Source organism: Rhizobium redzepovicii (assembly GCF_019793435.1).
Lineage (GTDB): Bacteria > Pseudomonadota > Alphaproteobacteria > Rhizobiales > Rhizobiaceae > Rhizobium > Rhizobium redzepovicii.
Window position 1 is genome coordinate 185957 of record NZ_JAILYH010000009.1, and the last position, 22877, is coordinate 208833.

Annotated in this window: 22 protein-coding genes; 14 read left to right on the top strand and 8 right to left on the bottom strand. The window is 61.7% G+C overall.

Going from position 1 to position 22877, the window contains the following annotated elements:
* Window positions 1–151 precede the first annotated feature (151 nt).
* Together K6N12_RS16360 and K6N12_RS16365 are read right to left on the bottom strand one after the other, a co-directional pair.
* The gene (locus tag K6N12_RS16360) at window positions 152–1078 is read right to left on the bottom strand and encodes an SMP-30/gluconolactonase/LRE family protein (RefSeq protein ID WP_222148875.1); all 927 of its coding nucleotides are present in this window, start codon (window positions 1076–1078) and stop codon (window positions 152–154) included.
* A gap of 14 nt (window positions 1079–1092) precedes the next feature.
* The gene (locus K6N12_RS16365; protein ID WP_183855946.1) at window positions 1093–1359 is read right to left on the bottom strand and encodes a hypothetical protein; all 267 of its coding nucleotides are present in this window, start codon (window positions 1357–1359) and stop codon (window positions 1093–1095) included.
* Here K6N12_RS16365 and K6N12_RS16370 point away from each other — a divergent pair.
* Window positions 1259–2329, top strand: a complete 1071-nt coding sequence (locus K6N12_RS16370; RefSeq protein ID WP_097626330.1) for a LacI family DNA-binding transcriptional regulator — start codon at window positions 1259–1261, stop codon at window positions 2327–2329. The two genes, K6N12_RS16365 and K6N12_RS16370, sit on opposite strands and share 101 nt — an antisense overlap.
* A gap of 12 nt (window positions 2330–2341) precedes the next feature.
* Here K6N12_RS16370 and K6N12_RS16375 read toward each other — a convergent pair whose 3' ends face one another.
* Both K6N12_RS16375 and K6N12_RS16380 read right to left on the bottom strand, forming a co-directional pair.
* A complete protein-coding gene (locus tag K6N12_RS16375; protein ID WP_222148876.1) occupies window positions 2342–3373 on the bottom strand; it encodes an L-idonate 5-dehydrogenase in 1032 nt (343 codons plus the stop codon).
* Window positions 3374–3383: 10 nt separating this feature from the next.
* Window positions 3384–4325 (bottom strand): 2-hydroxyacid dehydrogenase, encoded by a 942-nt coding sequence (locus tag K6N12_RS16380; protein WP_097626171.1) that lies wholly within the window; start codon window positions 4323–4325, stop codon window positions 3384–3386.
* Between the two features lie 135 nt (window positions 4326–4460).
* On the opposite strand from K6N12_RS16380, the gene K6N12_RS16385 reads away from it, so the two are divergent.
* The 13 genes from K6N12_RS16385 (at window position 4461) to K6N12_RS16445 (ending at window position 18833) form a co-directional block, all read left to right on the top strand.
* Window positions 4461–5225 (top strand): SDR family oxidoreductase, encoded by a 765-nt coding sequence (locus K6N12_RS16385; protein ID WP_097626170.1) that lies wholly within the window; start codon window positions 4461–4463, stop codon window positions 5223–5225.
* A gap of 13 nt (window positions 5226–5238) precedes the next feature.
* Entirely contained in the window at window positions 5239–5796 is a 558-nt protein-coding gene (locus K6N12_RS16390; protein ID WP_183780093.1) for a gluconokinase, read from the top strand.
* Complete coding sequence (locus K6N12_RS16395; RefSeq protein WP_183780089.1) at window positions 5786–6679, top strand: NAD(P)-dependent oxidoreductase; 894 nt, start codon at window positions 5786–5788, stop codon at window positions 6677–6679. Before K6N12_RS16390 ends, K6N12_RS16395 begins: the two co-directional genes overlap by 11 nt.
* A gap of 108 nt (window positions 6680–6787) precedes the next feature.
* Complete coding sequence (locus tag K6N12_RS16400; protein WP_183780086.1) at window positions 6788–8284, top strand: sugar ABC transporter ATP-binding protein; 1497 nt, start codon at window positions 6788–6790, stop codon at window positions 8282–8284.
* A gap of 18 nt (window positions 8285–8302) precedes the next feature.
* Window positions 8303–9343 carry an ABC transporter permease gene (locus tag K6N12_RS16405; protein WP_131711187.1) on the top strand — a complete coding sequence of 347 codons (1041 nt, stop codon included), beginning with the start codon at window positions 8303–8305 and terminating at the stop codon, window positions 9341–9343.
* Between the two features lie 49 nt (window positions 9344–9392).
* Window positions 9393–10490, top strand: a complete 1098-nt coding sequence (locus K6N12_RS16410; protein WP_183780084.1) for an ABC transporter substrate-binding protein — start codon at window positions 9393–9395, stop codon at window positions 10488–10490.
* Window positions 10491–10578: 88 nt separating this feature from the next.
* Window positions 10579–10917, top strand: coding sequence for a hypothetical protein (locus tag K6N12_RS16415; protein WP_012555586.1), 339 nt, complete (start codon window positions 10579–10581; stop codon window positions 10915–10917).
* A 269-nt stretch (window positions 10918–11186) separates the two neighbouring features.
* Window positions 11187–12212 (top strand): ABC transporter substrate-binding protein, encoded by a 1026-nt coding sequence (locus K6N12_RS16420; RefSeq protein ID WP_183780081.1) that lies wholly within the window; start codon window positions 11187–11189, stop codon window positions 12210–12212.
* Between the two features lie 34 nt (window positions 12213–12246).
* Entirely contained in the window at window positions 12247–13146 is a 900-nt protein-coding gene (locus tag K6N12_RS16425; protein WP_183780077.1) for an ABC transporter permease, read from the top strand.
* Window positions 13122–13871 (top strand): ABC transporter ATP-binding protein, encoded by a 750-nt coding sequence (locus tag K6N12_RS16430; protein ID WP_183855802.1) that lies wholly within the window; start codon window positions 13122–13124, stop codon window positions 13869–13871. Before K6N12_RS16425 ends, K6N12_RS16430 begins: the two co-directional genes overlap by 25 nt.
* Before the next feature lie 20 nt (window positions 13872–13891).
* Window positions 13892–15259 (top strand): LLM class flavin-dependent oxidoreductase, encoded by a 1368-nt coding sequence (locus tag K6N12_RS16435; protein WP_222134952.1) that lies wholly within the window; start codon window positions 13892–13894, stop codon window positions 15257–15259.
* 55 nt (window positions 15260–15314) lie between these two features.
* Window positions 15315–16385, top strand: a complete 1071-nt coding sequence (locus K6N12_RS16440) for an LLM class flavin-dependent oxidoreductase (protein WP_183855800.1) — start codon at window positions 15315–15317, stop codon at window positions 16383–16385.
* 477 nt (window positions 16386–16862) lie between these two features.
* Window positions 16863–18833, top strand: a complete 1971-nt coding sequence (locus K6N12_RS16445; protein WP_183780068.1) for a HAMP domain-containing methyl-accepting chemotaxis protein — start codon at window positions 16863–16865, stop codon at window positions 18831–18833.
* Between the two features lie 77 nt (window positions 18834–18910).
* Here the strand turns inward: K6N12_RS16445 and mctP are convergent, their stop codons facing one another.
* From mctP to mctS, 4 genes are all read right to left on the bottom strand, one after another.
* Window positions 18911–20386, bottom strand: a complete 1476-nt coding sequence (gene mctP, locus K6N12_RS16450; RefSeq protein WP_222134955.1) for a monocarboxylate uptake permease MctP — start codon at window positions 20384–20386, stop codon at window positions 18911–18913.
* Entirely contained in the window at window positions 20376–20573 is a 198-nt protein-coding gene (locus K6N12_RS16455; RefSeq protein WP_097626160.1) for a DUF3311 domain-containing protein, read from the bottom strand. The genes mctP and K6N12_RS16455 overlap by 11 nt, the downstream gene beginning before the upstream one ends.
* A 249-nt stretch (window positions 20574–20822) precedes the next feature.
* Window positions 20823–21494: a two-component system response regulator MctR gene (gene mctR, locus K6N12_RS16460; RefSeq protein WP_183780065.1), complete on the bottom strand. Its 672-nt coding sequence runs from the start codon at window positions 21492–21494 to the stop codon at window positions 20823–20825.
* Window positions 21491–22876, bottom strand: coding sequence for a two-component system sensor histidine kinase MctS (gene mctS, locus K6N12_RS16465; protein ID WP_183855798.1), 1386 nt, complete (start codon window positions 22874–22876; stop codon window positions 21491–21493). The genes mctR and mctS overlap by 4 nt, the downstream gene beginning before the upstream one ends.
* Between the last annotated feature and the right edge of the window lies 1 nt (window position 22877).

Consider the following 22877-nt stretch of genomic DNA (forward strand, 5'->3'; position numbering starts at 1 on the left):
GAAGCGGCCTCTGCTTCTGAGCGTTTGGAACGAGGAGTTCCCTGTTCAGTCTGTGGACTGATAATCGATATGGTTAAATCTGCCCACAGTATGAAACGGAAACCCATTAATACAGGTCGCGAGCTGATTTATTGTTGGAAGATAGGGCGCTCTATCCCAGTCTTGAGCCGTTGGCCGTGAGATAGACCGCATAGAGCGACGTGGTTGCCGTAATGAAGATGCGGTTCAATCTCTCGCCGCCGAAAGCGACGTTGGAGACAATCTCGGGAATATGGATCTTGCCGATCAGTGTGCCATCTGGATTATAGCAGTGCACACCGTCGCCGGCGCTCGTCCAGATCCTTCCCTTTCGATCGACGCGAAAACCATCGAAAAAGCCTGCGGTGCATTCGGCAAAAATGCCGAGATCGCTCAGCTTGCCGTTATCGGACACGGCGAGCTTTCTGATATGGCGCGGACCGCCGGACAGGTGCGATGCCCCGGTATCGGCGATATAAAGCAGCGTTTCGTCCGGGGAGAAAGCCAGCCCGTTCGGTTTGACGAAATCCGATGTCATCTGGTCGGTGGCGCCTGTTGCCGGGTCGTGCCGGTAGACGTGGCATCCGCCGATTTCCGCCTCGCCATAGTCGCCCTCATAATCGTGGAGGATGCCGTAGCTCGGGTCGGTGAACCAGATGGTCCCGTCGGATTTGACGGTGACATCGTTGGGAGAATTGAGCCGCTTGCCGGCAATGCGATCGGCCAGCACGCTGATCCCGCCGTCGAAATCGGTTCGCGTGACACGGCGCGCCAGATGCTCGCAGGTGATCAGCCGTCCCTGATTGTCGACCGTGTTGCCGTTCGAGTTGTTGCTGGGTGAGCGGAAGACCGATGTCTGCCCGCTGGTATCATCGTAGCGCATCATGCGATTGTTGGGGATATCCGAGAAGACCAGATAGCGCCCGGCGGCAAACCAGGCCGGTCCTTCCAGCCAGCGCCCGCCCGTCCAAAGCCGCTCGACGCGGGCATGGCCGACGAAACAGTTTTCAAAGCGCGGATCGAGAACCTCGAACCCAGTCCCCTCGATTTCTCCGAACATGATGCTCCCTCATCTCAAATTGTTATCGATACCATAATGCTTTGTTTTTCGCTCTTCGTACAGATATCGGCGAACTGTGGAACGCGGCATTCCTGCAATAATATCGATTGTGCGATGATAGCGATAACTTTATCGTGTGTTGAGTTGCCCAACTCGGAAGCTGTTTTGAAAGCGGAGCCAGTGAAAAACGAGGATGAGCCAAAAGACAAGCGTCTCAAGGGAGGCGACGCCCAAAAACTGACGATGGCTGAAGTCGCCAAATATGTCGGCGTATCTGCCATGACCGTTTCGCGCGCTTTTCGGCAGGATGCGAGCGTTTCCGAAGAGACGCGCAAGCGCATCATGGAAGCCGTCGATGCGCTCGGCTACGTGCTCGACTTGTCGGCCGGCAGTCTTTCCTCTCGGCGCAGCGGCTTCATCGCGGCGCTGGTACCCTCGATCAACAATTCGAATTTTTCCGACACCGCCCGCGGCATCACCGATGCCTTGGAAGATACCGGCCTTCAGCTTCTTCTCGGCTATACCGACTATTCCGCCGAGAAAGAAGAAAAGCTGATCGAGGCAATGCTGCGCCGCCGCCCCGAAGGCATCATCCTGACAGGCGGTTCGCATACCGACCGGGCGCGGCGCATGCTTGATAAGGCCGGCATTCCGGTGGTTGAAACCTGGGAAATTCCGGAAGAGCCGATCAATCATGTCGTCGGCTTTTCCAACAGCGAGGCGATGTCCCTGTTGGTGCGAGCGCTTGCGAGCCAGGGCTATCGCAGGTTCGGCTATATCGGCGGTACGACAGCGCGCGATACGCGCGGCAGCCAGCGACGAAGCGGTTTTCTGAGGACCGTCGAGGAACTGGGTTTGGGACCGGGGCGGGCGATTTCCTTTGGCGTGCCGCCGATCAGCATGGAACAGGGCGGCCAGGCGATCGTCAGCCTGTTGGAGCGTTGGCCGGATACCGAAGTCGTTCTCTGCGTCTCCGACCTGTCCGCCTTCGGCGCGATCATGGAATGCAAACGCCGGGGAATGCGCGTGCCTGAAGATATCGCCATAGCCGGCTTCGGCGATTACGAGATCTCGTCGATCTGTCACCCCAGCATCACCACCATCAATGTCGACTGTTACGGCATCGGCCGCCAGGCCGCCGCCCGCCTTCTCGATGCCTTGCAGGGCAGCGGCGAGACGACCGGCGACGAGATCACATTGACAGGCTACAGGGTCGTGCTGCGCGAAAGCACGGATCGCAGCGCCCAATAATGGGCGCCGATATCAGAAGGCGATCTGCACCTTCATCGACTTGCTGCGGTCGCTGGCCAATTCGAAGGCGGCGACGGCCTCTTCGATGGCAAAAACACCTGTCAGCAGCGGTTTCAGATCGACGCGGCGCGCATTGATCAGTTCGACCGCAAGCGCAAATTCCTCGTGAAAGCGGAATGTCCCGCGCATCTCGATTTCCTTGGCGACGATCATGTTCTGCGGGATGGAGACATCGCCGCCGAGGCCCAGCTGTACGAGCACGGCGCGAGGCTTCAGCGCCTCCAGGCCGGCGCGCACCGCCCGCTCATTGCCCGACGCCTCGAACATGACGTCGAAATATCCCTTGTCGGCGCCGTAAGCGGCGAGGTCGGCGGCATGCGTGGCAACATTGATCGTTCGATCCGCGCCGCTGGTGCGGGCGATCGCCAGAACGCTGTCGGTCACATCGGTCGCGACGATTTCGCGAGCGCCGAGAACACGCGCGGCAACGATCGCCAGCATCCCGATCGGGCCGCAGCCGGTGACGAGCACCCGTTTACCCAGCAGCGATCCGGCGCGGCTGGCCGCATGCAGCGTCACGGCAAAGGGTTCGGCGAAGGCGGCCTCGTGAATGGAAATGCCCTCCGCGACCTTGTGGCATTGCCAGCGCTCCGCCACCAGCCGCTGGCGAAAGCCGCCCTGAATATGCGGCATCGGCATGGCGCTGCCGTAAAACCGCATGTTGAGGCAGTGATTCTGCTGCCCCTTCAGGCAATATTGGCAATGATTGCAAGGCCGGCTCGGAGAAACCGCAACGCGGTCTCCGACGGCAAGGTCGCTCACACCGGCACCCAGCGCCTTGACTGTACCGGCGATCTCGTGGCCGAGGATCATCGGCTCGCGCAGGCGAACGGTGCCGAAGCCGCCATGATTGTAATAATGCAGGTCGGATCCGCAAATGCCGCCGGCTTCGATGGCGATTTCCACCTGCCCCTCGCCCGCAACCTCCGGCTCGCGCTCCTCGATCCTGAGATCCTTGGCGGCATGAATGACGATGGCTTTCATATCGAAACCCTCACACGACGGGAGTTGGAAGTGCTGCGCCGGCGAAATGCGCGGCGAGATTGTCTCTGACCAGCTGGCCCATGGCCTTGCGGGTTTCGACGGTACCGGAGCCGTGATGGGGCTGCAACACCACGTTCTGGAGTGTCAGGAACCGCGCATCGATCTTCGGTTCGTTCAAAAAGACGTCGAGGCCGGCGGCCTGGATGGTGCCGTCCTGTAGGGCTGCGATCAGCGCCTCTTCATCGACGGTGGTTCCGCGAGAAACATTGATCAACATGCCGTTCGGACCGAGCGCTTTCAGCACCTCGGCATTGATGATCTTCATGGTCGCCTGCCCGCCGGGGACGATGACGATCAGAAAATCGGCCCAATCGGCAAGTGCGACCAGGTCCGGCTGGTAGGCATAATCAACATCCGTGTGCTCATTGCGGGCGAAATAGGAGATGTCGCAGCCGAAAGCGGCAGCCCGCTTGGCGATCGCCTTGCCAATCCGCCCCATGCCGGCCAGTCCGACCTTCTTGCCGGCGACCCGCGTCACCAGCGGCATGGCGACATTGCCCCACTGGCCGGCGCGGACGAAAACATCGGCCTGCGGGATCTGCCGCGCCGTGGCAAGCAGCAGTCCGATGGCGATATCGGCGACATCTTCGGTCAGCACATCAGGCGTGTTGGTGACGCGAATGCCGTTGGCGCGGGCATAGGCGAGGTCGATGGCGTCGGTGCCGACGCCGTAACAGGAGACGATCTCCAGCTTCGGCAATTGCTTCATCAGCTCGGCGGAGGCGCCGAGTTCACCACGCGTCGCGATGGCGCGAATATCCTTGCCGACCCTTGCAATCAGTTCCTGCCGGTCTGCCGCTTCCCACAGGCGGTGAACGCGATACTTCGCCTCCAGATCGACCATATCCCATTCCGGATAAGCTCCGGTCATCAAGATCTCTACGTCAGGCATTCCGTCTCCGTCCCGCATTTTGGCAGTTGATTATGTTATCGATAACATATAATCCAGAGAAGCGATGTCAAGTGAGTTTCACCTGAAGTGGCGGTATAAGCCGTCATTCGCAGCGACACCGGAGGAGTTATTTGCATGAAGAACCTGTTTGATCTGACCGGGCAGCTTGCCTTGATCACCGGCTCGAGCCAGGGGATCGGTTATGCGCTGGCCGAGGGCCTGGCGCAGCACGGCGCCGAGGTCATCATCAACGGCCGCACGCCCGAAAGCGTCAAACGCGCAGTGGAAAGTCTCAAGGCTCAAGGCCTGTCTGCCCATGCCGCTATCTTCGACGTGACCAGCAAGGATGCCGCCAAAGCGGGCATCGATGCGATCGAAGCCGATATCGGCCCGCTCGACATCCTGATCAACAATGCCGGCATGCAGTTTCGCACGCCGCTGGAAGATTTCCCGGCGGACAAATGGGAGCTGCTGCTGACCACCAATATTTCGAGCGTGTTTTACGTCGGCCAGGCAGCCGCCAAAGCCATGATAGCCCGCGGTCAGGGCAAGATCATCAACATTGCCTCGGTTCAGAGCGAGCTGGCCCGCCCGGGCATCGCTCCCTATACGGCGACCAAGGGTGCGGTGCGCAACCTGACGCGCGGCATGTGCGCCGACTGGGCCAAGCACGGCCTGCAGATCAACGCGATTGCGCCCGGCTATTTCAAGACGCCGCTCAACCAGGCGCTCGTCGACAATCCTGAATTCTCGTCTTGGCTGGAGAAGCGGACGCCGGCCGGGCGCTGGGGCAATGTCGAAGAATTGGTCGGCGCCGCCGTTTTCCTGGCGGGCCGCGGGTCGTCCTTCATCAACGGCCACACGCTGTACGTCGACGGCGGCATCACGACCTGCCTCTGACAGAGACGCGACGATGGAACTCGAAAAAGAAACGCTGCCTCTGGCCGTTGTCGTCATGGGCGTGAGCGGTTGCGGCAAGTCCTCGGTTGGAGCGGGCATCGCGACTCGAAACGGCATGCGTTTTGTGGAAGGCGACCAACTCCACCCGGCTCGCAATGTCGAGAAGATGGCGAAAGGCATACCGCTCACCGACGCCGACAGGCTGCCCTGGCTCGACCGGATCGGCGAGGAGATTAACACCGCGCAAAAGGCGTCGCAGGGATTGGTAATTTCCTGTTCGGCGCTGAAGAAAACCTATCGGGACAGGCTGCGTCAGGCGGCGGGCGGACGCTTGGCCTTTGTTTTTCTGGAGGGGACGCGCGATCTGTTGCTGTCGCGGATGCAGGCCCGTCAGGGCCACTTCATGCCGGCGTCGCTGCTTGACAGCCAGTTGCAGACGCTGGAGCCGCCGACCGATGAAGCCGGGGTGGTGACGGTGGCGGTCGAGAATGCGTTGGAGGATATTATGGCGCTGGCTTGCAAAGGGCTGAGCGGCGTGGCGGTCAAGGGAGGAGATAATCATGCAGGATGACTATAGAGCAGACGTCGCCGTCATCGGCGCGGGTATCATGGGAACGGCGATCGTCACGCGACTGATCGAAACCGGGCACAAAGTGTCGGTCTTCGATCTCGATGCCGAAAAGGTCGCGGCACTCACGGCCAAGGGTGCCCACGCGGCGAGTTCCGTGGAGAATGCGGTCTCGGCGTCGGAATTCTGCGTGCTCAGCCTCAATCACGCCAACATCGTGCGTGCCGTCGTCTTCGGCGAGAAGGGGGTAGCGGCGGCGGCAAGCGCCGACAAGCTGCTGATCGACATGTCCTCCATCGATCCCGCCGAGACGGTCGACATGGCGAAGCGGCTGCGTGCGGAAACGGGCATGGCATGGGTGGATTGCCCGTTGTCCGGCGGCGTGCCAGGCGCGCTTGGCGGAAAGCTGACGATCATGGCCGGCGGCAGCCCTGAGGATTTCGAACGGGCCCGCGTGGTGATGCGGCATCTTGCCGCCAATTATACGCTGATGGGCCAATCCGGCGCCGGGCAGACCACCAAGCTGATCAATCAGCTGTTTTGCGCCGTGCTGTTCCAGGCCGTCGCTGAAGCCGTCAAGCTCGCTGAAGCCGGCGGCGTCGATCCCTCAGCCATTCCGGCAGCCCTTGCCGGCGGCAGGGCGGACAGCCGGATATTGCAGGAATTCATGGCAAAATTCTCCGCCCGCGATTTCTCCCCGACAGGAAGAATCGACAACATGCTGAAGGACCTGGATTCGCTTCAGGCTTTCGCGCTGAAGACGAAGACGCCATTGCCGATGACCGGGGCGGTGGTCGAAATTCACCGACTGCTCTGTGCGGCCGGGCTTGGGCCGAAGGACTCGGCCGAGATGATGCGCCTTCTCGACGGGCTTCAGGCCGGCTGACGGCAATCTTCATTCGAAATTCGAGATTGTCATCTTTCCGCTTGACCATGCATGAATGTTATCGATAACATACAGCCAATGACAACCGCAGCTTTGGGAGGAGCCACAGTGGAAGCCAAGAGACTGCTGGAGTTCCAATCGATCACCAAAAGCTTCGGCGGCACGCAGGCGTTGCGTGACGTCTCGATCGATCTGCGCGAGGGCGAAATCCTGGCGCTGCTGGGCGAAAACGGCGCCGGCAAATCGACGCTGATCAAGACCCTCGCCGGCATTTACAGGCCGGATAATGGCGACATCCTTTTCCGCGGCCAGAGCTACCATCATCGTCCGCCGAAGCCGAACGAGCGCCAACCGGTCGCCTTCATCCACCAGGATCTCGGTCTGATCGAGTGGATGACGGTCGGCGAGAATATGGGCCTGTCACAGGGTTTCTCGATGCGTCGCGGCGTGATCGATTGGAACAGGACACAGGCGCGCGCCAAGGAGGCCCTGAAACTGGTCGGCTGCGACTTCGATCCGACAACGCGGGTCTCGGCCCTGTCGCGCACCGAAAAATCGCTTGTCGCCATTGCCCGCGCGCTTGCCGTCGAGGCCGACGTTCTGGTGCTCGACGAGCCGACCGCAAGCCTTCCCGCCGACGAAGTCGACCGGCTGTTCAATGCGATCCGCCCCCTGAAGGAGCGGGGCGTCGGCATGATCTACGTTTCCCACAGGCTGGACGAGATTTTCCGCATTGCCGATCGCGTCGCCGTGCTGCGCGACGGATGCATGGTGGGACAGAAGCCGGTCAGCGAGACCACCCCCGACGAACTGGTGACGATGATCATCGGCCGCAGCAGTGACAGCCTCTTTTCCAAGGCCGAGATCAAGCCCGGCAAGGCGATCGTCGAGGTTCGCGATCTCGTCTGCACCGGCACGAGCCCGATATCCTTCGATATCCGCGAGGGTGAGCTGCTCGGGCTGGTTGGATTGCGCGGCGCCGGTCAGGAACGCATCGGCCGGGCGCTGTTCGGCTGCGAGCCCTTCAACGGCTCGGTTCTGCTGCATGGCCTGGCCCCTGATCTTTCCAGCCCGCGGCAGGCCATGGCGTCAGGGATCGGTCTGATCGCCCGTGACCGGACGGAGGAATCCGTCGCGCTCTCGCTGTCAATTCGGGAAAATACCTATCTCAATCCGGGCGCCGTCGGACGCGGGATTTTCTCCTTCCTGTCGCCGCGTGGCGAAGCCGATCTTGCCCATGCGATCGGCCATTCCGTCGGCCTCAGGCCGAACGATCCGGATCTGCCGGTGGAGGCGCTGTCGGGCGGCAACCAGCAGAAAGTGGTCGTCGGCCGCTGGCTGGCGACCGGGCGCAAGCTGCTGGTTGCGGAAGACCCGACCGCCGGCGTCGACATCGGCGCGCGTGCGGAAATCTACCGCCTGATCACCCAGGCGCTGGAAGCCGGTCTCGCGGTCGTCGTGGTCTCGACGGATTTCGAGGAAATCGCCCATATCTGCCACCGCGCGCTGGTTTTCTCGCGCGGAAAAATCGTCAGCGAACTGAGCGGAAGCGCTCTGACTACGGAGGCGGTCATCACGGCCGCTTCGGCGTCGGAAGCCGCTTGAGCCATCGGGAGAACAGCCATGCAATCCATTGAATCCACCGCACTGGAGCCGACCAAGAGCGAAATGGCCGGCCTGTCCACCGGCCAGAAGATCGGCCGCCTGATCCCGGTTTACGGGCTGGTGATCCTGACCGTCGGCCTGATCGTAATCTTCTCGATCCTTCTGCCGGATACGTTCCCGACCGTGCTGAACGTTCGCTCGATCGTCTCCGACAAGGCGATCATCGCGCTTCTGTCGCTGGCCGCAATGATCCCGATGGCATCGGGCCGCATCGATCTGACGGTCGGCTACGGCATCGTGCTCTGGCACATTCTCGCCATCAGCCTGCAGACGGCCTACGGCCTGCCCTGGCCGGTCGCCGTCCTCATCGTACTCGCGCTCGGCGTCCTCACCGGTTTCATCAACGGCCTGCTGGTCGAGGTCGCCAAGATCGACAGCTTCATCGCCACGCTCGGTACCGGCACGGTTCTTTACGCGCTTGCCCTTTGGCACACCGGCGGGCGGCAGGTGGTCGGTGTACTGCCTGAAGGTTTTTATGCGCTGAACGGTACCATGCTGTTCGGCCTGCCGATCACCGGCTTTTATGTGCTCTTGATCGCCATCTGCATGTGGGTCGTGCTCGAATACCTGCCGATCGGCCGGTACCTTTACGCGATCGGCGCCAATCCCAAGGCTGCGGCCCTCAATGGCATTCCGGTCCGCAAGTTCGTGATCGGCGCATTCGTGACCTCCGGCCTGCTGGCTGCTCTGACCGGGGTCCTTCTCGCCTCGAAGCTTCGCATCGGCCAGGCAAGCGTCGGTCTTGAATATCTGCTGCCGGCGCTGGTCGGCGCATTTCTCGGATCGACGACGATCAAGCCAGGCCGGGTGAACGTCTGGGGCACTTTGATCGGCGTCATCATCCTGGCAGTCGGGATATCAGGAATTCAGCAATTCGGCGGCTCGTTCTTCGTCGAACCGCTGTTCAACGGCGTGACCCTGCTGATTGCCATCGGCATTGCAGGTTATGCCCAGCGCAAGCGCGGAGCTGTGAGGAGGATCACACCCGCATCCAAATGAGGATGCCGGCTCACCGGCATTCCACAACAAACAAAATGGAGGAGTGAACATGAAGCGCAGGACTTTATTGCAGGCAACGGTCGCAACCGTCGCCATTATGCTCAGCATGCCGGCAATGGCCGATTCCATGGCCGACGCCAAGGCCGTGGTCGACAAGTATGCTTCCAAGGTGAGCGCATGGGATGGCCCGACGAGCGGCCCCAAGGCTGCTAGCGGAAAGAACATCGTCATTCTTGCTGGCGATATGAAGAACGGCGGCATTCTCGGCGTGGTCAACGGCGTTCAGGAAGCGGCAGGCGCCCTGGGCTGGACGGTCAAGGCGCTTGACGGCGCCGGCTCGATCGGCGGACGGACGGCTGCCTTCGGCCAGGCCATGGCGCTGAAGCCCGACGGCATCATCATCAACGGCTTCGACGCGGTCGAGCAGAAGCCGGCGATGGAAGCGGCAAAGGCGGCCGGCATTCCGATGGTTTCCTGGCATGCCGCCTCGGCCGTCGGTCCGGTTCCCGAAGTCGGCGTTTTCGCCAACGTCACCACCGATGCGATGGAAGTCTCGAAGTCGGCGGCGGATTGGGCCTTCGTCGACGCCGGCGGCAAACCGGGCGTCATCATCTTCACCGACTCGACCTATGCAATTGCAATTGCCAAGGCCGACCGCATGAAGAAAGAGATCGAGGATCTCGGCGGTACCGTGCTGGAATATGTGGACACGCCGATCGCCGAAACCTCCCAGCGCATGCCGCAGCTGACCACGTCGCTGCTGCAGAAGTACGGCGCCAAGTGGACGCATTCTCTGGCGATCAACGACCTCTACTACGACTTCATGGGACCGTCGCTTGCCTCAGCCGGCATCGCCGGCGACGGGAAGCCGGTAAACGTTGCAGCCGGCGACGGTTCGGAGAGCGCCTATCAGCGTATCCGCGCCAAGCAGTTCCAGGCCGTCACGGTCGCCGAACCGCTCAACCTCCAGGGCTGGCAGCTCGTCGATGAGCTGAACCGCGCTTTCGCCGGCGCCCCGTGGTCGGGCTATGTGTCGCCGCTGCATGTGGTGACCAGCGCGAACGTCGAGTTCGACGGCGGACCGAAGAATAGCTTCGATCCCGATAACGGCTATCGCGATCAGTATAAGAAAATCTGGGGCAAATAAGCCTCCAATCAGGGCGTATCGATCGATACGCCCTCACTTTCCCCCATCATATCGATCCGGCTCCGGCGAGTTTTGGAAAAGAGAACCTATGATCATCCGTTATGCTTTGTTTGAAGGCGAAATCCATCCCGGCAGAGAAGAGGAATTCCGCGCTTTTGTCAGGGAGCGGCTCGTTCCTCTATGGACGAAATTTCCAGGCGCCGAGGAAGTTCGGGTCTTGGACGGGATGGAGCGCGATGAAGGCGCCCCGGTCTATGCCATGGCCTTGGCGATCCGTTATCCCGATATGGATGCGGTGAGCGCAGCGCTAAGTTCCGATGTGCGCTTCGAGAGCCGTGAAGTTACCGGCGAACTCCTGCAACTCTTCACCGGCAAGGTGCATCATCACGTATTCCAGGCCAACGAATACCCGCCGGCCGCTGCCTGACGTCAGCGATTGACATCTGCCGGCTTCAAGACACAGTCGAAGACTGGAGTGACCACAAGGCGCCTGCGGCATATGTCTCAGGCGCCTTTTTTCGTCTGGGCATCGGCAATCCTCGGGGGCGCCCAATCGGGCCAGCGACCCGAGCTTTGGCACAATTTTTTATCAGCGACGTGATTATTGAATTAAATAGTCTATAGATTTAGTGGATAATGTTCCATCTTACCGTGCATCGTTCCTGCAATCAGCAATCCGAAACGGGAAGATCGACGATGACATTGGCAAAAGCATTCAAAATCGCGTTGTTCAGTCTGCTTGGCTTCGGCGCCATTCACAATCCGGCCGCAGCCCAGGCCGACGCGCCCCTCCTTGCTAAAGTGCCGCCGGGCACCGTGCTGACGATCGGCGACCCGGTCACGCAGAAGGCTCTCGAAGTGTCTGGCCTCGACAAGGAGCTCACTTTCGAAGTGAAATGGGCCAATATCAGCGGCGGACCGCAGACATCGGAAGCCTTCCGCGCCCATGCGCTCGACGTCGGCTCGGTGGCCGAGATCCCCTCGATCTTCGCCAACTGGAACAACCTGCCGGTCCGCAACATCGCCTATCGCGAACGCCGCGACCCGATCGCCAATCCGATCTACCGCTTCGGCATCGCGCCTGGCGCCGACGTCAAGACGCTCTCTGATTTCCGCGGCAAGCGCATCGCGTTTAGCCCCGGTCAGGCCCAGGGCACTCTCGTCCTGCGCGCGCTTCACACCGCCGGCCTGAAGAGCAGCGACGTCACTCTCGTGGAATTGCCAAGCACCGGCGATGTCTATCCGAAGGCCTTGGCGGGCAAACAGGTCGACATCGCGCCGCTCGGCAGCGTCTATATCAGGCGCTACATCACGCAATACGGGCCGGATGGCGCAACTCTCCTCGAGCATGGGCTGCGCGATGATCCCGGCCATCTTTATGCTCCGCAATGGGTTCTGGATGATCCCGCCAAGGCGGCTGCCCTCGCTGAATATGTCGGCCTGTGGGCGCGCGCCACCGAATGGGTGAACCGCAACCCGGACCTCTGGATCAAGGAATATTACGTCGGTCAGCAGGGCCTCAGCCAGGACGACGGGGAATATCTCGTCAAGATGACCGGGGAGCAGATCGTTCCCTCCGATTGGAGCGAGGTGAAGAAGCGTCATCAGGAAACGATCAACCTGCTAGCGGACGAGCTCGGTTACAAGCCGTTCGACGTGGAGCAGATTTTCGACAATCGCTTCGAAAAGCTGGGTGCGGCGGCTTTGGCCAAGGGCCTTTAACGTTCCCCATTCCATTCAGGAGGAGATTTCAAGCATGGCAACCATTTGGGATGCAGATGAAGCGAACCTGTCCCTGAGGTCAGGTGGCAGAATTGCGCCGGCGGGTTTACGCGCGGCAAGGCCGGTTGGTCTTCCCGGCTCTGCCGGCGCGCGCGCCCGGCGCAGGCTGGGTCCCGGCCCGGCGATACCTTTCGGGCTGCAGATCGGACCGGCATTGCTTGTCTTGGCCTGGGTCGCCGGCTCGGCGCTCGGATGGATCGACCCGCGTATCCTGTCGGCACCGTGGACGGTCGTCGAGGCTTTCGCGCGGCTTTTGGAACAGGGCCGCCTGCAGGACAATTTCGTGACGTCAGCGACGCGCGCTCTGCTCGGCCTCGGCATCGGTTTGCTGATCGGAACGATCCTGGCCGTCATCGCCGGTCTTTCCCGGATCGGCGAGGCGCTGATCGACGGACCGGTTCAGATCAAGCGGGCGATACCCACGCTCGCCTTGATCCCCTTGCTCATCCTGTGGTTCGGCATCGGCGAGAGCATGAAGGTTACGACGATCGTGCTTGCCGTCATCGTGCCGATCTACATCCACACCCACAATGCGCTGCGCAGCATCGATAGTCGCTATGTCGAACTGGCCGAGACGCTGCGCATGAGCCAGAAGGACTTCATCCTCCAAGTGGTGCTGCCGGGCGCTTTGCCCGGTTTCCTGCTGGGGCTGCGCTTTGCCGTCACCCTCTGCTGGGTTTCCCTTGTCGTCGTCGAGCAGATCAACGCCACCAGCGGGCTCGGCTACATGATCGATCTCGCCCGCAATTACGGGCAGACCGATGTCATCCTCGTCGGCCTGGTGGTCTATGTGCTCCTGGGTCTCGTCTCGGACGGCCTCGTCCGCCTCATCGAACGGAGGGCTCTCTCATGGCGCCGCACCCTGGCAAACTGAAGCCGGCGGCCACGGCCGTCCATGTGCGAAACCTCGTCCGCCGGTTTGCAGCGAAGACGATCCTCGACGGTGTCGATCTCGATATCGAAGAAGGCGAATTCGTTGCCCTGCTCGGCCGCAGCGGCTCCGGCAAGAGCACATTCCTCAGGGCCCTTGCCGGTCTCGATCACGGTGTGGAGGGAAGCGGCACGCTTGAGACGCCGGAAAGGCTTTCCGTGGTCTTCCAGGATGCCCGCCTGCTGCCCTGGCGCAGCGCCATCCAGAACGTCACGCTCGGCCTGCCCCGCGCCACCGGCCAGGAAGGCGGCAGGAAGGCTTTGGCGGAAGTGGGACTCGCGGGGCGGGAAACGGCATGGCCGAACCAGCTTTCCGGCGGCGAGCAGCAGAGGGTCGCGCTTGCCCGTTCCCTGGTGCGCGAGCCGGCCTTGCTTCTCGCCGACGAACCCTTCGGCGCGCTCGACGCGCTGACCCGGCTGAAGATGCACGATCTGCTGCGGGAATTATGTGCAAGGCACCGTCCCGCCGTGCTGCTCGTCACCCATGACGTCGACGAGGCAATCTCGCTGGCGGACCGGATTCTGGTTCTCGACGAAGGCCGGCTCATCGAGGATCTCAGGATCGATCTGCCGGCGCCGCGCGATCACAGCGATCCGCGTTTTGCAGAGTTCCGAAGCCATCTTCTCGGCCGGCTCGGGGTCAGCGTCCCCGGCCGCAGAGCAGCCTGATATAGCGGCGAAGCAAGCCAATGAGCACATCGAAACGGCAAATGCGGCTCGGCGCCTTTATCATGGCGACCGGCCATCATATCGCCGCCTGGCGCCATCCGGATGCGCAGGCCGATGCCGGCCTCAATATCGATCACTACCGGGACCTGGCGCAGACCGCCGAACGCGGGAAATTCGATCTCGTCTTCGTCGCCGACAGCCCGGCGGGATGGGAGCGGGCCGCGGATCCGGAAGCGTTTCGCCGCATTGCCCAGGGCGCTCATTTCGAGCCGCTGACACTCTGGGCCGCCCTCTCCCAGGCGACCAGTCATATCGGCTTCGTCGCCACGGCATCGACGACCTACGAGGACCCCTATCTTCTCGCCCGCAGATTCGCGTCGCTGGATTATATCTCCAAGGGCCGTGCCGCATGGAACGTCGTCACGACGGGCGCCGACGTGTCGAAGAACTTTTCGATCGCAGGCCATCCCGCCCATGCCGATCGTTATGAGCGGGCCGAGGAATTCGTCGACCTGGTGAAGGGATTGTGGGATTCCTACGAGGACGATGCCTTTATCCGCGACAAGCAAAGCGGGGTCTATCTCGATCCCGACAAGGTGCATCTCGTCAATCACAAGGGCAAGTTCTTCTCGGTGGCGGGTCCGCTCAATGTCGGCCGTCCGGTGCAGGGCTATCCCGTCATCGTGCAGGCTGGCGCATCGGAACCCGGACGCGAGCTTGCCGCACGCACCGCCGAGATGATCTTTACCGCCAACCAAACGATCGAGGATGCCCAGGAATTCTATTCCGACGTCAAGGGGCGGCTTGCCCGTTACGGGCGGCGGCCGGACGACCTCCTGATCAGTCCCGGCATATTCCCTGTTCTCGGCGGTACGGAGGCGGAAGCTCAAGCGAATTATGAGTATATCCAATCGCTGGTGCATCCCGCTATCGCCTGGAATATCCTTGCCCGCCACTATAGGGGCGTCGATCTTTCCGGCTATTCGCTTGATGATCTCGCCCCTCCCCTGCCTGACAATACCGAACTCAACAAAAGCCGCCTCAAGCTGGTTTCCGACCTCGTCTCGCGCAATCATCTGACGCTGCGCCAATTCTATCTGGCGGTCGCCACCGCGCGCGGCCATCGCACTGTCGTCGGAACGCCCGAGCAGATTGCCGATGCGATGCAGATCTGGTTCGAGAATGGTGCCGCCGACGCCTTCAACATCATGCCGCCGATCCTGCCCACGGCTCTCACCGACTTTGTCGATCAGGTCGTGCCGATCCTGCGCAGGCGTGGCCTGTTCCGGCATGAATATGAAGGCACGACGCTGCGGGAGAATCTGGGCCTCCAGCGCCCGCCGAACGGTTTTGCGCTTCAGGCGCAGGCAGCACAGGCAGCCGTATGATCTTCCCGGTCTTTCCTTGGCCTCCTTCTTCCAATCCCGAATAAACCGGCATCGCATGAGCAAGCATTCCGAATTTCTCTGGTATATTCCCAACGACGTCAGAGCAGGTCATCGCGGAGATTCCGCCGTCGACAACCACAACAGCCTCGACACGCTGACCAGCCACGCGAAGGCGCTGGAAGAGCATGGCTGGAAGGGCGCGCTCATCGGCACCGGCTGGGGCCGTCCCGACACGTTCACCGTCGCGGCCGCGCTCGCCGCGCGCACCACCAGCTTCGAGCCGCTGATTGCGATCCGGCCGGGTTATTGGCGGGCGGCGAACTTCGCTTCCGCGGCGGCAACGCTCGACCATCTGACTGGCGGCCGGGTGCGGATCAACATCGTCTCGGGCAAGGACAATCTGGCCGCCTATGGCGACAGCGAGGGCGACCAGGCGCATCGTTATGCCAGGACCAAGGAATTCATGCGGCTGGTCCGCAGGCTGTGGACCGAAGAAAACGTCACCTCGGCAGGCGACCATTTCCGGGTCGCCGAATCCACCGTGGTGCCGCGCATCGAGGTTCGCGGCAACCGCCGGCATCCGAAATTCTATTTTGGCGGCGCCTCGGAAGCGGCCGAACGGGTGGCGGCCACCGAGGCTGATGTCCAGCTTTTCTGGGGCGAGCCGCTCGAGGGCGTCCGCGAGCGGATCGGACGGCTCAAGGGGCTGAGCCGTGCTCTCGACCGCGACCTCCCGCCGCTGGAATTCGGGCTACGGATAACGACGCTGGTTCGCGACACGACGGATGAGGCCTGGGCCGACGCCGAGGCGAAGGTCGCCGAGATGGCAAGGAGCAAGGGCACCGGCTGGCACGATCACCAGCGCGTGCTCGCCGTCGGCCAGCAGCGGCTGCTTGCTCTCCATGAACGCAGCGACGTCCTCGACGACAATCTCTATACCGCGCCGGGCAGGTTCGGCGGCGGCGGTGCCGGCACCACCTGGCTGGTCGGTTCACCGGCAGACGTCGCCCGCTCGCTGCGCAAATACCAGGATCTCGGGATCACGCATTTCGTGCTGTCCGACACGCCCTATCTCTCCGAGATCAAGCGGCAAGGCGATCAGCTCTTGCCGCTACTGCGCGACTGAAGCAGGAGGCGACAGCTCGCCATCGACACGTATCGTTTGCGGCCGGTATTCTTGGCGGCGCAGAGATTGGCGTCGGCCACCTGCAGCGCCGCCTCCAAGTATTGGCCAAGGACCGACAGTCAGGCCGATCGAACAGGTGACTTCAATCCATGGGGTCACCTCCGACCATTCGTGGTTCTGCAGCAAATACGACGAAATATACAAAAATCGCAGCATAATGACGCCCTGTGGGCTTCGTTTACACTCTCTAAAATATCTCCTCCTATTTTTAAGCATATCGGAGCGACGTTCTGAGGATCGTCACCTACGCCATGATGGCCGGCCAGGTATCCCGAAATCCCGCATGAAATCGACGTTGGTACCCTGACGCGCGCCCGCTTTGGAGGCGACGCGTGTAGTGGTGGCCGGCGGAGGCGTTCGGGGACAGATCCTGGTCACAGACACCTTTAAACCTCGCCGACACGATGGAGCGCGCGAATGAACAGCATTAAGAGTTTCGGGATCGCGATGCGTCTCGCCCTTGGTTTCAGCTTTCTGATCGTGCTGATGGCCAGCCTCAGCATCTACTCGGCGGTGCAGGTCGCGGAGATCAACAACAATCTCGGAACGATCAACGACGTCAACAGCGTCAAGCAGCGCTTTGCCATCAACTATCGCGGCAGCGTGCACGATCGGGCGATCGCCATTCGCGATGTGACCCTGGTGACGTCCGCCGATGAACGCAAGGCGGCCGAGGCATTGATCGAAAAGCTCGCGGCCTCCTACGCCGAAAACGAAAAACGCATGGCGGAGATGGTTGCATCGCCGGCGGGTGCGACGGATCAGGAAAAGACCATTCTGAGCGAGATCGCCGACATCCAGGCGAAAACCAATCCCCTGGTCGCCCAGATCATTGCGCTGCAGGAAAAGGGTGATGGCGAGGCTGCCCGCAAGATCCTGCTCGAACAGGCAAGACCGGCCTTCGTTGCCTGGCTCGGCGCCATCAACAAATTCATCGACTACCAGGAAGCATATAACAAATCGATCGGCGGTGAGGTCCGCAGCACGGCGAGCGGCTTCAAGCCGATGGTCCTGACGGCGCTCGGCATCGCAGCTCTTCTTTCGATCGTTGCGGCTGCGATTACCGCGCGTACGATCGTTGGCCCGCTGGCAAAACTGCAGCTTTCGCTGAAGGCGATGGCGGAAGGCAATCTCGATGGCGATCGCCGCCTCGAAGCGCGCGGCGATGAGATCGGCACGCTTGCGCGCGCCGTCGCCGGCCTGCGCGATGCCATTTCGGCAAAGGCTGAGCGGGAAGCCGACACGGAAGCCAAGCGGGCGGTCGCGGAACGGCATCGACTCGAACAGGATGCCGATGAACGCCGCACCCTTGCCGAGCAGACGGACCGAGCGGTCGGCCAGCTTGGTACTGCATTGCAGGCGCTGGCCGATGGCGATCTCACGCAGCAGATCGGCACGCCGTTCATTCCGTCCCTCGAAAAGCTCAGAGCCGACTTCAATGCCGCCGTCGAAAAGCTGCGCGCCGCCATGCAGAAGGTTTCCCAGAACGCCAGCGCCATCGCAGCCGGCGCGCAAGAGATCCGCTCCGCTTCGGACGATCTCGCCAAACGGACCGAACAGCAGGCCGCCTCCGTCGAAGAAACCGCCGCTGCCCTTGAAGAGATCACCACCACCGTCGCCGACTCGAGCAACAAGGCTCAGGAAGCAGGCCAGTTGGTTCGCAAGACCAAGGACAATGCGGAACGCTCGGGCAGTGTCGTGCGGGATGCGGTCGACGCCATGGGCAAGATCGAATCCTCCGCCACCGAAATCGGCAGCATCATTGGCGTCATCGACGAGATCGCCTTCCAGACCAACCTCTTGGCGCTGAATGCCGGCGTCGAAGCCGCCCGCGCCGGTGAAGCCGGCAAGGGCTTTGCCGTCGTTGCCCAGGAAGTACGCGAATTGGCGCAGCGTTCCGCCAAGGCGGCAAAGGAAATCAAGGAACTGATCAACGCTTCGAACGGCCACGTGAAAAACGGCGTCGCCCTGGTTGGCGAGACCGGAAAGGCCCTGCAGGAGATTGCGGCGCAGGTGCAGCAGGTCGACGGCAATGTCGGCGCGATCGTCGGCGCTTCGCAAGAGCAGGCGACAGGACTGAAAGAGATCAATACCGCCGTCAACAGGATGGACCAGGGCACGCAGCAGAACGCCGCCATGGTGGAAGAAGCGACAGCCGCCTCTCATAACCTCGCCAAGGAAGCCGATGCATTGTTCCAGTTGCTCAGCCAGTTCAACATTGGCGGAGTAGCAGCACCGAAGCGCGTATCGCAGCCGGCGGCCCCGGCACAGCATGCTCAACCCGTGGCCTCGCCGGCACGCCAGATGATCGCCAAGGTGGGCAGGTCGTTCCAGGGGAATGCGACCCAGGGCAATGCGGCATTGGTTGGCGATTGGGAGGAGTTTTGATCGCCCAACCTCTCCTCAGCTTCTGCTGAAAAATAAAAGGACAAAGGGCAGCGTTTGCTGCCCTTCGTATTTTTGTCTTACGCCCGAGCCGGAACCTTGGCCGGAAGCAGGGCATTGATCACCACCGCGACGGCGATGTTTGCCGCCAGCGCCAGCAGCCCGGTATAGACGGTGAAGGGTTCACCGCCGAGGCTGATCATATGCAGCGGCTTCCAGCCGGCATCCCAGACGAGGAAGGTACCGCCGCAGAAGCCGACGAACCAGCCGGCCAGCAGGGCGGGTGCACGGAACCAGTTGGTGTAGAGGCCGAAAACCAGGGCCGGAAGCGTCTGCAGGATCCAGATGCCGCCGAGCAGTTGCAGGTCGAGTGCGAACTGCGTCGGCAGGAAGATGATGACAAGCAGTGCCCCGACCTTCACCACCAGCGACGTCACCTTCGCGACCTTGGCCTCGCCCGCGTCGCTGACCTTGGGGTCGACATAGGCCTTCCAGAAATTGCGGGTGAAGAGGTTGGCCGCACCAATGCTCATTACCGCCGCCGGCACCAGTGCGCCGATGGCGATCGCCGCGAAGGCGAAGCCGGAGAACCAGCCTGAAAACAGCGTCTTGAACAGGGTCGGAACGACATCATTGGCGCTGTCGAGCTTCAGGTTGGCGGCATGGCCCATATAGCCGAGCAGTGCCAACAGGCCGAGCAGCAGCGTATAGGCGGGCAGCATGATCGCGTTCTTGCGGATAGTCTTGCCGCTGTTGGATGCAAAGATGCCCGTCAGCGTATGCGGATACATGAAGGCTGCGAGCGCCGAACCGAGAGCGAGCGTGGCATAGGCGACATACTGGTTACCGCCGAGCAGCAGGTGGCCGGAGCCCTTGGCCTGGAAGGCCGCATCGGCAGAGGCGAAGACATTGGCGTAGCCGCCGAGCTTCGACGGGATCAGTGCGACGGCTGCGATAACCACGATATAGATCATGATGTCCTTGACGAAGGCGATCAGCGCCGGTGCGCGCAGGCCCGCCGAATAGGTATAGAGCGCCAGCACGATGAAGGCGATCGCCAGCGGGAGTTCGCCATGCAGCCCGAGCGCCTTCAGGACCGCCGTCATGCCGACGAGCTGGAGGGCGATGTAAGGCATGGTGGCGATGACGCCGGTTGCAGCGACGGCGAGTTCCAGGCCGCGCGATCCGTATTGGCCGTGGACGACGTCGGCGGCCGTCACATAGCCGAAATCCTTGGCGCGTTTCCACAGAACCGGCATGACCATGAAGACGAAGGGATAGACGACAATGGTATAGGGCAGCGCGAAGAAGCCGTAGGCGCCGACCGTATAGACTAGTGCCGGGACAGCGATCACAGTGTAGGCGGTGTAGAAATCGCCGCCGACGAGGAACCAGGTGATCCAGGTGCCGAAGTTGCGGCCGCCGAGACCCCATTCATCGATGTGGGCGAGCGTCTCGGGCTTGCGCCAGCGGCTGGCGACGAAGCCCATGACCGTGACGAGGACGAAAAAGAAGATGAAGACGGCAAGCGCCGTGCCGTTGATGTCAGTCGTCATGGCGCACGCTCCGATAAGCGATCCAGGTCAGCGTCGCTGTGATCGGCACCCAGAGAAGCTGATACCAGTAGAAAAAGGGAAAGCCGAAAAGCGACGGCTCGCGGAGATTGTAAAATGATGGCCAGAGCAGACCTATGTAAGGGATGATCAGCAGCCAGAGTGCTGCCTTGCTACGTGGTTTTTCCATGTCGGAATACCTTTCAGGCGCCGCGCGGCGGCGGTCGCCATGTTCCAGTTGTCGGCGTGGAAGGCAGGTCTTTCAGCCGGCGGCGGCAGCAGGCCCGTTTCGGGTCGCTCGAGCTTTTCCGGCGGATCGGAAGCTGATGTAACGCATGTGAATTCCTCCCAACGGCTTGGCACTTGGCCAGCCGTGACTGGAGTCCTAGGGCGTTGGTTTTATCCCCACAAGATGGGCGCAGAGGCGAAATACCGGGGCCTACCCAGAAGTGGGTAGGCGCGGATTTCCTTCGCTTTTCGAGGCGATGCCATGGTCGAGCGCATAGCGGATAAGGCCTGCCGTGGTGGCGATGCCGAGCTTTTTCTTGAGGTTCTTGCGGTGGGTTTCCGCCGTGGCGGCGCTTATCCCGAGCGCTTCGGCGATCTCGCGGTTGCTCCTGCCGGCAACGATCAGCCCGAGCGTGTCGCGCTCGCGCGGCGTCAGAGGATCGCTCCCTTCTTCTACGCGCTCACCCATCAGCGCGTCGAAGACGCCGGAGGAGAAATAAGTACCGCCGCCCGCCACTGTCTCGATGGCCGCGACGATCTCGTCGGTCGACACGTCTTTCAGCACATAACCGGCGGCGCCATGCAGGACCGACGAGGAAATATACTCGCGGCTGTCATGCATGGAAAGCATCACGACGCGGGTTTGCGGAAGCTCGTTCCGGAACAATTCGATCGCATCGATGCCGCTGAGCTTCGGCATGTTGATGTCCATCAGCACCACCTGCGGCTGGACCTGCCGGGCGATATCAAGCCCGGTTTGGGCCAGTCCGGCAGTGCCCGCTACTTCGATATGGTCGAAGGTTTCGAGCACTGCTTTCAGCCCGTCCAGCACCAGCGGATGGTTGTCGATCAGGAGCACCTTGATTTTCGGGCGTTCGTTCATGCGGCTTCCGCCTGCTTGCCGGCGGGCAGATTGGCCGATCTCGGCATCATCGCCGTCAAAGTCGTGCCGGCCTCGCCGCTCTCGATCAGTAGCAGGCCCCGGAAGTGTGCCATCCGCTCCTGCATGTTGCGCAGGCCCAGACCCGAGCTGCCGGAAGCGCCATCCCTGGCGCCAGCGAACCCGGTGCCGTTGTCGGAGATGGTCATGCGGGCGCGGCCGCCGTCGCTCCAGAGCTTGACCGTAAGCCGGGAGGCGCCCGCGTGTCGCTCGACATTGTTGAAGGCCTCCTGGGCGACGCGGTAAAGCGCGGTGTTGGCTTCCGCCTTCAGCATGCCGGTAAAGCCCGAGGCGTCTATCTCCGTCTCGATCCCCGTCCGTTCGGCAAAGTGATGACAGAGCGCCTCCAGCGCCGCCGTCAGGCCGAGATCGTCGAGCACGCGCGGGCGCAGATCATGCGAGAGCAGCCGTATTTCCTTTATGGCGCCGTTCAGCGCCTCGACGCCGCGCTCGATGGTCAGCGCGGCCTCGTCGACATTGGTCCTGACCTTGCGGCCGGCGAGATCCATTGCATAACGCACGCCGAGAAGGGTCTGGGAGATGCCGTCATGCAGCTCGCGCGCCAGCCGTGTGCGCTCTTCTTCCTGGGTGTCGATGACCCGCTGCGTCAGTTCCTTCAGCCGGCTGTCGGCCATACGGCGCTCATGGAAGGTCAGCAGCATGCAGGTGGTGAACACGACCAGCACCGAAGGCACGGCGATCAGCGCGACGATGACGAAGGTCCGTCTGATGTTGGCGCGCGTCACTGCATTGGCGGCGGCACTCTGGGCAAAGACGTCATCCAGATAGACGCCGGTGCCGACGACCCAGTTCCATTTGTCGAGGCTGACGACGAAGGAGAGCTTGTCGGCGATCTGCCCGGTCGACGGTTTCTGCCATTTGTACTGATGAAGGCCGCCGCCTGCCTTGGCCGTGGCGATCAGTTCGGCGATGACCTTGTCGCCATCCGGGTCGGTAAGGTCGAGCCAATTGTGGCCATGCCGGAAACTCTGGCGCGGATGGACGATATTGTTGCCGGCGTAGTCGTAAACGAAGAAATACCCGTCCTTGCCGTAGTCGAGCGAGGTCAGAATTTCAGCCACCTGCTGCTTGGCGGCTTCGTCGTCGGCCCCGGCTTTGTCATAGATTGTCTGGATGGCGGAGAGGGCAAGATTGGTCAGGTTGAGGATCTCGGCTTCCTTGGTCTTCAGCATGTTCTGCTCGAACGTGTCGATGCTGTTCTTGGCGAGGTTTGCCGATTGCCAGGTGATGAAGGTGGTGATCGCAAGGATCGAAATGACGAGCGGGACGATCGCCAATGCGATGATCTGGTGTCGTAACGTCAAG

Excerpts from the sequence above, each read along its gene's own strand:
- K6N12_RS16360 (WP_222148875.1), bottom strand. The coding sequence starts at position 1,078 with ATGTTCGGAGAAATCGAGGGGACTGGGTTCGAGGTTCTCGATCCGCGC.
- K6N12_RS16365 (WP_183855946.1), bottom strand. The coding sequence starts at position 1,359 with ATGGCAGATACGCCGACATATTTGGCGACTTCAGCCATCGTCAGTTTT.
- K6N12_RS16375 (WP_222148876.1), bottom strand. The coding sequence starts at position 3,373 with ATGAAAGCCATCGTCATTCATGCCGCCAAGGATCTCAGGATCGAGGAG.
- K6N12_RS16380 (WP_097626171.1), bottom strand. The coding sequence starts at position 4,325 with ATGCCTGACGTAGAGATCTTGATGACCGGAGCTTATCCGGAATGGGAT.
- K6N12_RS16385 (WP_097626170.1), top strand. The coding sequence starts at position 4,461 with ATGAAGAACCTGTTTGATCTGACCGGGCAGCTTGCCTTGATCACCGGC.
- K6N12_RS16390 (WP_183780093.1), top strand. The coding sequence starts at position 5,239 with ATGGAACTCGAAAAAGAAACGCTGCCTCTGGCCGTTGTCGTCATGGGC.
- K6N12_RS16395 (WP_183780089.1), top strand. The coding sequence starts at position 5,786 with ATGCAGGATGACTATAGAGCAGACGTCGCCGTCATCGGCGCGGGTATC.
- K6N12_RS16405 (WP_131711187.1), top strand. The coding sequence starts at position 8,303 with ATGCAATCCATTGAATCCACCGCACTGGAGCCGACCAAGAGCGAAATG.
- K6N12_RS16410 (WP_183780084.1), top strand. The coding sequence starts at position 9,393 with ATGAAGCGCAGGACTTTATTGCAGGCAACGGTCGCAACCGTCGCCATT.
- K6N12_RS16415 (WP_012555586.1), top strand. The coding sequence starts at position 10,579 with ATGATCATCCGTTATGCTTTGTTTGAAGGCGAAATCCATCCCGGCAGA.
- K6N12_RS16420 (WP_183780081.1), top strand. The coding sequence starts at position 11,187 with ATGACATTGGCAAAAGCATTCAAAATCGCGTTGTTCAGTCTGCTTGGC.
- K6N12_RS16425 (WP_183780077.1), top strand. The coding sequence starts at position 12,247 with ATGGCAACCATTTGGGATGCAGATGAAGCGAACCTGTCCCTGAGGTCA.
- K6N12_RS16430 (WP_183855802.1), top strand. The coding sequence starts at position 13,122 with ATGGCGCCGCACCCTGGCAAACTGAAGCCGGCGGCCACGGCCGTCCAT.
- K6N12_RS16435 (WP_222134952.1), top strand. The coding sequence starts at position 13,892 with ATGAGCACATCGAAACGGCAAATGCGGCTCGGCGCCTTTATCATGGCG.
- K6N12_RS16440 (WP_183855800.1), top strand. The coding sequence starts at position 15,315 with ATGAGCAAGCATTCCGAATTTCTCTGGTATATTCCCAACGACGTCAGA.
- K6N12_RS16445 (WP_183780068.1), top strand. The coding sequence starts at position 16,863 with ATGAACAGCATTAAGAGTTTCGGGATCGCGATGCGTCTCGCCCTTGGT.
- mctP (WP_222134955.1), bottom strand. The coding sequence starts at position 20,386 with ATGACGACTGACATCAACGGCACGGCGCTTGCCGTCTTCATCTTCTTT.
- K6N12_RS16455 (WP_097626160.1), bottom strand. The coding sequence starts at position 20,573 with ATGGAAAAACCACGTAGCAAGGCAGCACTCTGGCTGCTGATCATCCCT.
- mctR (WP_183780065.1), bottom strand. The coding sequence starts at position 21,494 with ATGAACGAACGCCCGAAAATCAAGGTGCTCCTGATCGACAACCATCCG.